The 12,481-nt window shown below is 37.6% G+C and carries 9 protein-coding genes; 7 read left to right on the top strand and 2 right to left on the bottom strand.

Translation table 11 applies throughout. The features are described from left to right. Nucleotides 1–8: 8 nt before the first annotated feature. The 3 genes from IV36_RS02145 (at nt 9) to glmS (ending at nt 3,665) form a co-directional block, all read left to right on the top strand. The gene (locus IV36_RS02145) at nt 9–452 is read left to right on the top strand and encodes a PTS mannitol transporter subunit IIA (RefSeq protein WP_056990666.1); all 444 of its coding nucleotides are present in this window, start codon (nt 9–11) and stop codon (nt 450–452) included. After that, entirely contained in the window at nt 452–1,606 is a 1,155-nt protein-coding gene (locus IV36_RS02140; protein WP_056990573.1) for a mannitol-1-phosphate 5-dehydrogenase, read from the top strand. The genes IV36_RS02145 and IV36_RS02140 overlap by 1 nt, the downstream gene beginning before the upstream one ends. A 238-nt stretch (nt 1,607–1,844) precedes the next feature. Further along, complete coding sequence (gene glmS / locus IV36_RS02135) at nt 1,845–3,665, top strand: glutamine--fructose-6-phosphate transaminase (isomerizing) (protein WP_056990572.1); 1,821 nt, start codon at nt 1,845–1,847, stop codon at nt 3,663–3,665. Nucleotides 3,666–3,820: 155 nt separating this feature from the next. On the opposite strand, the gene IV36_RS02130 is transcribed toward glmS, so the two are convergent. After that, nucleotides 3,821–4,897 carry a glycosyltransferase gene (locus tag IV36_RS02130; RefSeq protein WP_056990571.1) on the bottom strand — a complete coding sequence of 359 codons (1,077 nt, stop codon included), beginning with the start codon at nt 4,895–4,897 and terminating at the stop codon, nt 3,821–3,823. 484 nt (nt 4,898–5,381) lie between these two features. Here IV36_RS02130 and IV36_RS02125 point away from each other — a divergent pair, with 484 nt between their 5' ends. Genes IV36_RS02125 through cydC form a run of 4 tightly spaced genes read left to right on the top strand, consistent with a single transcriptional unit; the run spans nt 5,382 to nt 11,293 of the window. Further along, nucleotides 5,382–6,800, top strand: coding sequence for a cytochrome ubiquinol oxidase subunit I (locus tag IV36_RS02125; protein WP_056990570.1), 1,419 nt, complete (start codon nt 5,382–5,384; stop codon nt 6,798–6,800). Beyond that, nucleotides 6,800–7,816: a cytochrome d ubiquinol oxidase subunit II gene (gene cydB / locus IV36_RS02120; RefSeq protein WP_056990569.1), complete on the top strand. Its 1,017-nt coding sequence runs from the start codon at nt 6,800–6,802 to the stop codon at nt 7,814–7,816. The genes IV36_RS02125 and cydB overlap by 1 nt, the downstream gene beginning before the upstream one ends. Then, nucleotides 7,816–9,531, top strand: a complete 1,716-nt coding sequence (cydD, locus tag IV36_RS02115) for a thiol reductant ABC exporter subunit CydD (RefSeq protein ID WP_056990568.1) — start codon at nt 7,816–7,818, stop codon at nt 9,529–9,531. The genes cydB and cydD overlap by 1 nt, the downstream gene beginning before the upstream one ends. A 1-nt stretch (nt 9,532) precedes the next feature. Continuing rightward, nucleotides 9,533–11,293, top strand: coding sequence for a thiol reductant ABC exporter subunit CydC (gene cydC / locus IV36_RS02110; RefSeq protein ID WP_056990567.1), 1,761 nt, complete (start codon nt 9,533–9,535; stop codon nt 11,291–11,293). Nucleotides 11,294–11,493: 200 nt separating this feature from the next. On the opposite strand, the gene IV36_RS02105 is transcribed toward cydC, so the two are convergent. Beyond that, nucleotides 11,494–12,474, bottom strand: a complete 981-nt coding sequence (locus tag IV36_RS02105; RefSeq protein WP_056990566.1) for a polyprenyl synthetase family protein — start codon at nt 12,472–12,474, stop codon at nt 11,494–11,496. Nucleotides 12,475–12,481: the final 7 nt, after the last annotated feature.

The following is a 12,481-nucleotide window of genomic DNA, read 5'->3' as shown; positions in this document are numbered from 1 at the left end:
TGATGAAGATGGACTTGGAGAAAGAGATGATCAAGCTTAATCAGCATGTAGCAACCAAGGAAGAAGCTATTCGTCTTGCAGGAAAATTACTTGTGGATAGTGGAGATGTTGAGCCTGAATATGTAGAATCTATGATTGCTAGAAATGCAGATGTTTCAACATACATGGGGAACTTTATTGCAATCCCCCATGGAACCGAAGATGGTAAGAAGTTTATTAAGAAGACTGGAATTTCAGTTGTTCAAATTCCAATGGGAGTTGATTTTTCGGAAGATAGTCAGAATGAAAATGTTGTGACTGTAGTTTTTGGGATAGCAGGCCTAAATGGGGAACATCTAAACTTGTTATCACAGATAGCACTTTTTTGTAGCGATGTTAATAATGTTGTAAAGCTTGCGGATGCGCAATCGGAACAAGAAATTATAAACTTGTTGAAAGAGGTCGATAAATAATGAAAGCAGTACATTTTGGAGCAGGTAATATTGGTCGTGGATTTATTGGTGAAACACTTGCAGCCAATGGATTTGAAATTGAATTCGTCGATGTTAATGAAACGATAATCGATGCATTGAATGAGAAGAAAAGCTATACAATCCAGTTAGCCGATGAATCCCAAAAGGAAATTACAGTAACTAATGTTAGCGGTATTAATAACGCTAAAAATCCGGAAAAGGTTGTTCAAGCAATTGCGGGTGCAGATATTGTAACAACAGCGATCGGACCAAAGATTCTAAAGTTCATTGCACCATTAATAGCAGACGGGATTGTTGCTAGAAAGGCTGCGGGCAACAAGAATAAAATTGATGTGATTGCCTGCGAGAATATGATTGGTGGAAGCCAAAATCTGAAGAAGGAAGTATACACACACTTAACTGACGAAGGTCAGGAATATGCTGATGAAGCGGTTGGATTCCCGAATGCTGCAGTTGATCGGATTGTTCCACTACAAAAACATGAAGATCCATTGTTTGTATCAGTTGAACCATTTAAAGAATGGGTTGTTGATGAACATCAGATGAAGGCACCTGAAATAAAACTAAAGAGTGTAGAATATGCTCCTGATTTGGAACCATACATTGAGAGAAAATTATTCTCTGTAAATACGGGGCATGCAACAGTTGCATATACTGGTAAATACAAAGGATACTCAGATATTGGTTCAGCGATAGTCGATGAACAAGTTCTTGGACAGTTAAAACGAGTTTTGAAAGAAACAGGGGACTTGTTGATTGCAAAATGGAACTTTGATCGTGAGAGTCATGAAGCTTATCAACGAAAGATAATTGGCAGATTTGAGAATAAATATTTATCTGATGATATTGCACGAGTCGGAAGAACTCCAATTCGCAAATTAGGATATGACGAAAGATTTATTCGGCCAATTCGTGAAGCAAAAGATAGGGGCTTATCATATGAAGCACTGTTGGAAACAGTTGGGATGATCTATACTTTTGACGAGCCTAATGATACTGAAAGTCAAGAATTGAAGAAGTTAATTGCCGATAAACCAATCGAGGATGTTGTAGAACAGACAACCGGATTGAAGGACCGTGAATTAGTAACACAGATTGTTACGTCTTATAAAAAAGCACTTGCTAATAAATAACTAAATTCATTAGAAAAAGACATGCGGCTGAAAGATTATCTAAGCTGTGTGTCTTTTTGGTATATGTTAATTTTTTGTTATACATTTTCGTATACCAATATTTCAATAAGTGTTTGACAACTGTATTGATAGGTATTATATTAGACGTATTCAAGCTATTAATAAATAAAATTTGATATAGACCAATTTTAAAAAATTAGTAATTAATTAGAAAATGGTTAGGAAGGCTGGTTTTGGTATGTGTGGAATAGTAGGTATTACAGGTAACGAAAATGCAGTTGACATTTTATTGAATGGGCTACAACGTTTGGAGTATCGAGGTTACGATTCTGCAGGCATATATGTGAACTCGCAAGATGGCAAGGAGTATCTTGTTAAGGAAAAGGGACGTATTGACGATTTACGTAAGGAAATCGGGGAAGATGTCCATGGCTCAAGCGGCATTGGTCATACAAGATGGGCAACGCATGGAGTACCTAGTAAAGAAAATGCACATCCACATGTTTCAGCAGACGGACGTTTCTTTTTGGTACATAACGGTGTAATCGGGAACTTTGCTGAATTAAAAGCAACTTATCTTCAAGACGTTAAATTTGCCAGCGATACAGATACAGAAGTAATCGTGCAATTGATTGCAAAATTTGCAAAAGAAGAGAATCTTGCAACTAAAGAGGCTTTTAAAAAGGTTATCTCGCTAATAGATGAAAGCTCTTCATACTCATTCCTACTGATGGATAATCAGGAACCGGAAACATTGTATGTTGCAAAAAATAAGAGCCCACTTCTGATAGGGGTAGGCAAAGGCTTTAATGTTGTATGTAGTGATGCAATTGCAATGCTTGATCAAACACATGATTTTATCGAACTTGTTGATGGCGAGATTGTGATTGTTAAACCACAAAGCGTGACAATTGAAGATGCACAGGGAAATATCATTAATCGGAAACCATTCCATGTGGATACAGATGCTTCTGAAGCTGAAAAGGGCGCATATCCTTACTATATGTTGAAAGAGATTGATGAACAGCCTACGGTAATGCGTTCGTTAATTAAGCATTATACTGCAGATGATGGATCAGTAATAATTGACGGTGCACTCTTGGACAGTATGAAAAAAGCTGATCGCTTATATATAGTAGCAGCTGGAACCAGTTATCACGCAGGACTTGTTGGTAAAGAAATTTTTGAAGGATTGGCAAAGGTACCAACAGAAGTTCATGTTGCCTCAGAGTTCGGTTATAATCCACCAATACTGTCTGAGAAGCCCTTCTTTATTTTCCTTACACAAAGCGGAGAGACTGCGGATAGTCGCCAAGTTTTGGCACAAGTCAACAAGTGGGGATACGAAAGTTTAACAATTACAAATGTTGAAAACTCGACATTATCACGTGAGGCAACGTTTACACTGTTGTTGTACGCGGGACCTGAGATAGCGGTGGCCTCTACTAAAGCATATACTGGACAGATTGCACTTGAAGCAATTCTCGCAAAGAGACTAGGCGAAGAAAAAGATGTCTCAGCCGCAAATTCATTTAATGTTGCACGCGAACTTACAACCGTTGCGAATGGGATGCAGGAACTTGTTGATGAAAAAGGTCAGTATGAACAAATCGCAGCAAACGCCCTTGCAACAACACGTAATGCGTTCTATATTGGTAGGGCAATCGACTATGATGTTGCACAAGAAGCTGCATTGAAGTTAAAAGAAGTATCCTATGTGCAGACTGAAGGATTTGCTTCAGGTGAATTGAAACATGGAACGATTGCGTTGATTGAAGAGGGAACTCCTGTAATAGCAATTATTACTTGGGCAAAGACTGCAAAACATACTAGGAGCAATACACAAGAAGTTTTGGCTCGAGGTGCAAACGTTATAAATATCGTAAGTCGTAATCTGGCAGAAGATGGTGATCAAATTATTTTGCCCGATGTACATTCGCTGTTAACTCCATTGTTAGCTATTGTACCTTGTCAGTTATTGGCTTATTACACAAGTCTTCAACGGGGATACGATGTTGATAAACCACGTAATCTTGCTAAGAGTGTAACTGTTGAATAGAAATAAGTTTTAAAAAATAAGTAATAGTTTACAGAAAATTGATAGAGACCAGATCAAGATTTAAATCTTGATCTGGTCTCTATTTTGATCTGATGTTAAAAATATTGATAATTACACCAGTAACTTCAAAAATCCTACTATTAAAAATTTACTAGTCAGATTGTTTCTAACATTACTTTCCACTGTGCGGCAATATTTTGAAGTAAGAAACTTTGAGATCTTTTTAAGGACTTATCGGCCCAATATGCACGCGCTTTCTTACTTTGTGTGAGACGGTTAAGTTTTTCAACCAAGTCGGCAACGATGTGGTCGTCAGTGATAATACCAAATTTATTATCCAGCAAATATTCGTAAGCACCTGTGTTATGCATTGAAATGATGGGCAGACCAAAACTCATGGCCTCACCAATCACCAAGGGCATTCCTTCCCAACGTGAGGTCATAAGAAAGATTGAGGAGGTCTGATAGTGTTTTTGTAATTGTTGATCTGCTAGTGTTCCTAAAAGCTGCAATTTGGATTCCAGTCCCAGTCGCTTAATTTCTTTTTGAAAGTCATTAAAGTCCGGACCATCACCAGCTAATTTGATAGTCCAACCATCTTGAAGTTGTTTGGCTGTGCTGAGCAATAAATCCAATCCTTTTTGCTGTGTATCAATTCTAGATACCATACTAATAACAGGATTATTCAGGTTAGAAAGTTGATTAATGTTAATGGTAAGCGGATTGTATAATAGTATGGTCTTAGATTGATGTCCTGAAAACCCTTTCAAATCATGGCTTGTCAAAACCACTACCCTATCAGCGGCGGCTAATCCGTCTGTAAATTCTGTTTTCATAAATTGATAATAATTGTTCATATAAGTCTCATAACTATTATGCATCCAAGCAACACAATGCATATTGGGGAGTTGATTTTTTATTTTTGGAATAAAACTAGTTAGTAAGCCAGCAGTCAAGATAACTGCATCGTAATTTCCAACTTCCAATACTCTAATCAAGTCCGTTATTTGATCTTGGTAATTAATAAATGGTTCCTTGCCTCTGAAGCTCTTCCCGGTATTTACAGGATGTTTTGATGTAATCAGCGGAGCGGCGAGCTTAAAGAAAGAAGCATTATCTGAAAGAGAATAATAATTTACTTCTATTTTTTTGGCGAGTTCATTGCCAATAACTGTTGAGACTCGTTTGAGTCCATCCATTACTAGATTTTCTACACAAATTAATATCTTCATAATCTACATCTCCTAAATATGAGCTCTTCCCAACTTTACCTACTGAAATAATAAGTTTCCCAGCAGAATAAGTTCTGTGCATCATTGTATATATCGAAGGCATTTTCTGCTGGCTATTTGGAACTGTTCATAACGAAAGTAGTGTCTATCCTCCTCACTTCCTTCAAAGCTACTATAATTTATTACAATAATAAAGAGAAAAGCATATTTTACCATTGAAAGAGTAGGACTGGAAAAAGAATGATAATTATCTACCCCTTTTATAGTAGGGAAAATAAAAGTAATTGCCAAATTAGGTAATTAGAAAGGGTAATATTAAAATTGAATAAAAAAATAGGTTTTTCACAATATTTCACGGTCTAATAATTGATTTTACTTATTATAGTAGTATATTTTTAGGTGGGTATGTTTAATGTTCTTACATAAATTAGTGGCGTGTGAGGAATATTAGTGGTTTTAAAAAAGCAAAAAGGAGGGGTTTCGTATGAGTATTGTCGCACTTGGAAGGTTTCAATTTGCGATGACAACAATTTATCATTACTTCTTTGTTCCTTTTTCAATTGGAACGGGATTGGTAGTTGCAATTATGGAAACAATGTATGTTGTTACAAAAAAAGACGAATATCTAAAAATGACGAAATTTTGGGGTAATATTTTCCTATTGAGTTTCGCGGTTGGTGTTGTAACTGGTATTATTCAGGAGTTCCAGTTTGGAATGAATTGGTCGGCTTATTCGCGGTTTGTCGGCGATATTTTTGGGGCACCATTGGCAGTGGAGGCACTGCTTGCTTTCTTCATGGAGTCAACGTTTTTAGGACTATGGATTTTCACATGGAAGATGGTTAGTCCAAAATTACACGTTACTTTTATGTGGATCGTAACCCTAGCTTCATCGCTGTCAGCATTGTGGATTTTGGCAGCTAATAGTTTTATGCAACATCCTACTGGCTATACAATCAAGAATGGTCATGCTGTTATGACGAGTTTTAGTGCACTTTTAAAGAATCCGCAATTATGGTACGAATTTGGGCATGTAATTGCTGCCGCAGTTGTAACCGGTGGGATTATTATTACAGGGCTATCAGCATTTCAGTTACTCAAGAAAAAGGTTGGGAATCCTGATTTTTACAAGAAGTCGATGCATATTGGTTTGTTAGTGGCTTTATTTGGATCAATTGCAGTTTTAACAGCTGGAGATCTCCAGATGAAGGCCCTTGTAAAAGAGCAGCCAATGAAGTTTGCGGCGACTGAAGGGTTATATAAAAACTCGGGTGATCCTGCTGCTTGGACGCTTGTAGCATGGGCAAATGAGAATGGTCATAAACGCGTCTGGGGTGTCGAAGTACCTTACGTATTAAGCATTTTGGCATATGATGAACCATCTGGATCTGTTAAGGGAATGAACGCTATAAATAAACAACTGGTTAAAGAATATGGGAATCGTAATTACTACCCACCAGTTAACGTACTTTTTTGGAGTTTTAGGATAATGGCTGGCTTTGGAACATTAATGCTGCTCATTTCTCTACTGGGATTGTTCTTTACTAGAAAGAAAAACCAACTTTTATATCGTCAAAAATGGATGCTGTGGATTTTAGGGTTATGTACTTTTGCACCATTTTTAGCTAATACTACTGGTTGGCTAGTAACAGAATTAGGACGTTATCCATGGACTGTTTACGGCTTATTTACTATCAAACAAAGTATTTCGCCAAATGTTTCAGTTGCATCATTATTAATATCAAATACTGTCTATTTCCTCTTATTCACTGGCATAGGGATAACAATGATTTCATTGGTTGTTCGTGAACTTAAAAAGGGCCCAGATTATGAAGAAAAGCTCGATGAAGAGGAAAAAAGAGCTGCTAAGATTGATCCGTTTGATAAGGAGGCATTTGAATAATGAGTGGATTACAATTACTATGGTTTATTTTAATCGCAGTTTTATTCTCAGGTTTCTTTTTTCTTGAAGGTTTTGATTTTGGTGTGGGGATGGCAGTTCAATCTCTTACGCATAATGAAAATGAAAAGGATCAAATTGTAGCAACAATTGGGCCTGTTTGGGATGGAAATGAAGTATGGCTGATAACAGCTGGAGGAGCTTTGTTTGCATCATATCCTTTCTGGTATGCTACATTGTTCAGTGGATATTATCTAATATTATTTACGATATTAGCAGGGCTTATTATTCGTGGTGTATCATTTGAATTTAGGAAGAATGTTCCAGCTAAGCGGAAACAATTTTGGAATTGGACACTTTCTATTGGTAGTTTGATTGTGCCATTCTTCTTTGGTGTGATGTTTATTAGTATGATTCAAGGTATGCCGATAGATGCTAACGGCAATATGTCCGCTACATTTGGTGATTACATTAATTTATTTTCGATCGTTGGTGGAGTTGCAATGGTCTTGCTTAGTTACTTGCATGGGTTGAACTATATTGCTCTTAAGACAACTGGACCTATTCGTGACCGTGCAAAGAATTACGCAAAGTTTTTATATGGAATTTTGTACATTGGCTTGGTTGCGTTTGCTGTTTTGATGTATTTTGAAACAGATTTCTTCAGGCTGCATTTTGCAACTACCTTGACCTTGCTTGTATTGATGGTTGTATTGACGGTAATTGCCAATGTTGCTGTTATGAAAGACGCTGAGATAACGACTTTTGTAGCAAGTGGTTCAACTTTTGTAGCACTTGTTGCGTTAATCTTCACGGGTATGTTTCCAAGAGTGATGATTAGCTCAATTAGTTCTAAGTATGATTTATTGATTACAAATTCTTCATCCAGTCCATATACGCTGAAAATTATGTCATATACAGCAATTATGTTCTTGCCATTAGTTTTGGCATATATTGCGTGGACCTATTATATTTTTAGAAGAAGAGTAAAACATGCACCGGTTTTGGAGACGAAATAATGATTGATAAAAAGCTGATGTTGTTGCCGGGAATAAAAAAAATATTATTAATCCTGACCGGATTGGCTTTAATGCAAGCTGTCGCAATTGTTGGACAAGCTTGCTTTTTGTCGACAGCAATAGTTAATTTGTGGAGCGGGAATGGATTAGTCAGTCAATTCAAGTGGATTTTACTGTTTTTCTTGTGCTATGCACTCAGACATCTGGTTAATTTTTATCGTGAGGAATTGTTGGATAAATATGCTGCTGAACAGGCTGGCAACATACGCGGAAAACTTTTGGAAAAGATTTTTTATCTGGGACCAATTGTTATTCAAAGTAATGGTACTGGTAATACCACAACAATGGCACTTGAAGGAATTGATCAGGTTGAAGATTATCTGCATCTTATTTTTGCTAAGGTTACAACTTTGATGATTGTTCCGTGGATTGTCCTAGCAGCAATTTTTTACTTCGATTGGGAGTCGGCTGCGTTCTTGTTAGGCATTTTTCCTGTTATTATTATTTTTATGATTGTATTGGGTTATGCTGCTCAATCAAGGGCTGACAGACAGTATGTTTCATATCAGATGCTGTCCAATCACTTTGTTGATTCTCTCAGAGGAATCGACACTTTAAAGTACTTTGGGCTCAGTAAGCGGTATGCTAATAGTATCTTCAAGACAAGTGAGAAATTCCGCAAGGCAACACTTAACACACTGAAGATTGCAATCCTTTCAACATTTGCACTGGATTTTTTTACAACTCTCTCAATAGCCGTTGTCGCTGTTTTTCTGGGATTGCGGTTAATAGATGGTCATATGGTTCTTTATCCAGCATTGACGATTCTAATTCTCAGTCCAGAATATTTTCTGCCTATTAGAGATTTTTCGAGTGACTATCATGCAACGCTAAATGGGAAAAACGCGTTAGGTGCAATAAACAAGATTCTGGATGTACCAGAACCGAAAATTCTACCGCTTTCTATCAATGAATGGAATAATTCTTCACGATTGGAATTTAGTAATCTGAGTTTTTCCTATGCAGAAAATAAACCAGCATTGAAGAAGATAAAGCTTGCAGTTTCCGGATATAAAAAAGTTGGGATTATCGGATTAAGTGGTTCAGGTAAATCTACGTTAATCAACATTCTAAGCGGTTTTTTGAATCCGGACGAAGCAGTTATTAGGTTTAATGACAAAGAAGCCGCCTCCTTTGCTCAAAAAGATTGGCAGAAGCAACTTATTTACATTCCGCAGAGTCCCTATATATTTAAGGGGACACTGCGAGATAATGTTGTGTTCTATCAACCTGATGCAACAATGGAGCAGGTCAAACAAGCCGTAGAAGTTGTTGGGCTGAGTGAACTGGTTTCAGAATTACCAATGGGGTTAGATACGCAAATCGGTGAGGGCGCACGTGCACTTAGTGGCGGACAAGCACAGCGAATAGCTTTAGCTCGAGCCTTTTTGGATAAACAACGGAAAGTTCTTTTGTTTGATGAACCCACGGCTCACTTGGATATTGAAACTGAAGTTGAATTGAAGGAAAGAATGCTGCCTTTGATGGAGAACCATTTGGTGTTCTTTGCCACTCATAGATTACATTGGATGAAAGAAATGGACTTGATTTTGGTAATGGATAAAGGGCAAGTAGTTGAAGCTGGAACCTTGGATGAATTACGACAAAGTAATGGGGCTTTCGCAGAACTAATGCGGTCTTTGAGGAGAAGATAGGATGAAGATATTTAAGTTATTCAAAAAAGATACTTGGATTAGACCATTTTTAGGTAAATACCGTAAGTCGCTCTTCTTTGCATTGGCGTTAGGCTTTATGACTTTCTTTTGTGGCGGTGCGCTCATGTTTAATTCGGGTTTTTTAATTAGTAAATCCGCTGCACATCCTGAAAACATCCTTCTAGTATATGTGCCAATTGTATTAACACGAGCTTTTGGAATAGGTCGACCTGTTTTTAGATACTTGGAGCGTCTGACTAGTCATAATTGGGTCCTGAAATTAACCTCAGAATTACGTTTAAAATTATATAGGGTCTTGGAAAAGGACGCCGTTTTTTTTAAGAATAAGTATCAGACGGGAGATATTCTAGGGTTATTGTCAGAAGATATCGATCATATCCAAAACCTGTATCTAAGAACGGTTTTTCCGACAGTAATAGCTTGGATACTCACTGTGTTTATTGTAATAGCTCTTGGTATCTTTTCGCTGTGGTTTGCATTGATAATGCTTCTATTGCTTTGTGTCCAAGTTATTTTGTTCCCACTCATGGCAATTCTTGTTAATGGTGCGCGTCAAGAGAAACAGAAGATGTTAAAAAATGAGCTTTATACAGAGCTTACTGATAATATTTTGGGTGTTTCTGATTGGATATTCAGTCAACGAGGAAAAGAATATTTAGAGTTTCATAAGGAGATTGAAGATAAGCTTCACCATGTGACACGAGCAATCAAGAAGAGTAATCATTATCGTAATACTGGAGTTCAATTGATGTTTGGAGTGATAGCGATTGCCCTGTTGCTTTGGTCAGGGATGCAATTCCCCGGAAATCATGGAGGTGCAGCTAATTGGATTGCAGCGTTTGTTTTGGTTATTTTTCCGTTGATTGATGCATTTGCACCGTTGGATGACGCTGCTCAAGAAACAAATATTTATCAAGATTCGCTGAAACGTCTAAATGGACTGTCAAATGAATCTTCCAAAGATAGAAAACCAAGTGCAAGCATCAAGCAATTGAAGACACCCTTTGTACTAACAGTAAATAATCTTAGTTATCATTACCCAGATGATAACAAACAAGTCTTGGATGATTTAACTCTGAGTGTTGGCAGTGGACAAAAGCTGGCAATTTTAGGACGAAGTGGTTCAGGTAAGACAACACTAGCTAAATTGTTGCGTGGAGACTTGCAGCCAAGTGTAGGCAGTCTTAAGTTGAATGGAATAGATGTGAGTGAACTTGGTGAATCAATTAGTGACTATATTGGAGTTATCCATCAAGCACCATATCTTTTTAATACGACGATCAGCAATAATCTGAGAGTTGGCAATGAAGACGCAACTGCTGCTAGTCTTTGGAATGTATTAGAGCGTGTGGGGTTGAAGGATCTTGTGGCAAGTCTTCCCGAAGGACTTGAAACAGTAGTCGATGAAGCCGGTCTTCGTTTCTCTGGAGGAGAACGGCACAGGTTGGCATTAGCTAGGATACTATTGAAGAATACCCCAATAGTGATATTAGATGAGCCAACAGTCAGTCTCGATCCTCTGACTGAACAAGACTTGATAGAGACATTTATGAAACAGTTAGAGGGCAAAACGATAATTTGGATTACGCATCATTTGCAGGGATTATCAATGATGGATAAAGTGATTTTTATTGAAGATGGAAAACTTAAAATTGAAGGATCACCTGGTGAACTTGCATCTTCCAACGAGCATTATAAGAAACTTTTAGCAATTGACCATGGTGATTATGTTGTCGAATAAATAAGCTTGGTCAGTGGTGAAATAGGTTGGTGATAATCATTGAGTGAACTGAGCATGTCTCCCTCAATGGTTCGCTAGTTCACTAAAAGGTCGTACTCTGCGAAAAAAGAGAATGTGACTTATGGAAGTTATTCACACGAGGACAATAAAGGGACTAGACCAAAACTTAACATTTGGTCCAGTCCCTTCCGGGCAGTTTTTTAGAACTTACGATTCAGTAAGCTAGTTGTTAATTCTTTGATACTGGCTGTAATCTTATTTTGAGGTAACTTATCAATATCTTCCAGGGCCTTTCTTGTGTAGCCTTGGGCAAAAGAAATTGCATCTTTGACACCGCCAAGCTTGTGAACCAGATTACTTACATTCTTGATTTCAGCGACTGAAATATCTTGCTTTTTATCCAAAAAGGGAGCGAAGGCTTGGGGCTTCTTTGCAATTGCAAATAGCAGTGGTGAAGTGTAGACACCTTGAGCTAAATCTTCTAACACAGGTTTTTTTAAAATTTTACTTGAGGAAGTATAATCCAAGATATCGTCATAAATTTGAAAGGCGATGCCAATGTTTTCACCTATTGAGGCTGCTATTTGGGTTGTTTCGGGAGAACTCTTGCCGAAGAAAGCCCCCTCCAAGCATGCTAGGCGAAATAGTTCTGCTGTTTTTCCCTTGATATTTTCAACATAGTTCTCAATCGTCTGTTCTTGATTAAATCGAGCATGCATTTGGCTGAGCTCTCCAAATAAGAGTTTTTTCATCGCTGCAGCATTATCTTCCATCATAGACATACCATTCATGGTATCAATCAATAATTCAAAAAATGCTGTGAACAACAAATCGCCCGCATAAACGGCAACATCTTTCCCAAAGTTAGATTGAATCGTAACTGCACCGTGTCTTAAGGGAGAGTCATCAATGATATCATCATGGACGAGTGTAGCTTTATGTAATATTTCTAAAGAAGCAGCAATTTTAAGTAGTTGTTCTTCATTTTGTTCATGGCTGTCACCAAGCTCTGCAAAAAGAAAAAACAGGCCAGGACGTAACATTTTCCCCTGTTCTTGAGACAAATCAGCAAGCAATTGTTGTACGTCAGGGTTATCAGTGCTGAGATGTTCGTTGATTAAAGAACTGACAGTATTGAGTTTTTGAGCAACATTTGGGTAGTGAGACCATATATCTAGCATATTAACA

Source organism: Liquorilactobacillus mali, from assembly GCF_001437155.1.
GTDB classification, from domain to species: Bacteria; Bacillota; Bacilli; order Lactobacillales; family Lactobacillaceae; genus Liquorilactobacillus; species Liquorilactobacillus mali_A.
This window is presented reverse-complemented; position numbering and strand designations above follow the sequence as displayed.

Coding starts and splice junctions, on each gene's coding strand:
- IV36_RS02145 (WP_056990666.1), top strand. CDS start 9: ATGGACTTGGAGAAAGAGATGATCAAGCTTAATCAGCATGTAGCAACC.
- IV36_RS02140 (WP_056990573.1), top strand. CDS start 452: ATGAAAGCAGTACATTTTGGAGCAGGTAATATTGGTCGTGGATTTATT.
- glmS (WP_056990572.1), top strand. CDS start 1,845: ATGTGTGGAATAGTAGGTATTACAGGTAACGAAAATGCAGTTGACATT.
- IV36_RS02130 (WP_056990571.1), bottom strand. CDS start 4,897: ATGAAGATATTAATTTGTGTAGAAAATCTAGTAATGGATGGACTCAAA.
- IV36_RS02125 (WP_056990570.1), top strand. CDS start 5,382: ATGAGTATTGTCGCACTTGGAAGGTTTCAATTTGCGATGACAACAATT.
- cydB (WP_056990569.1), top strand. CDS start 6,800: ATGAGTGGATTACAATTACTATGGTTTATTTTAATCGCAGTTTTATTC.
- cydD (WP_056990568.1), top strand. CDS start 7,816: ATGATTGATAAAAAGCTGATGTTGTTGCCGGGAATAAAAAAAATATTA.
- cydC (WP_056990567.1), top strand. CDS start 9,533: ATGAAGATATTTAAGTTATTCAAAAAAGATACTTGGATTAGACCATTT.
- IV36_RS02105 (WP_056990566.1), bottom strand. CDS start 12,474: ATGCTAGATATATGGTCTCACTACCCAAATGTTGCTCAAAAACTCAAT.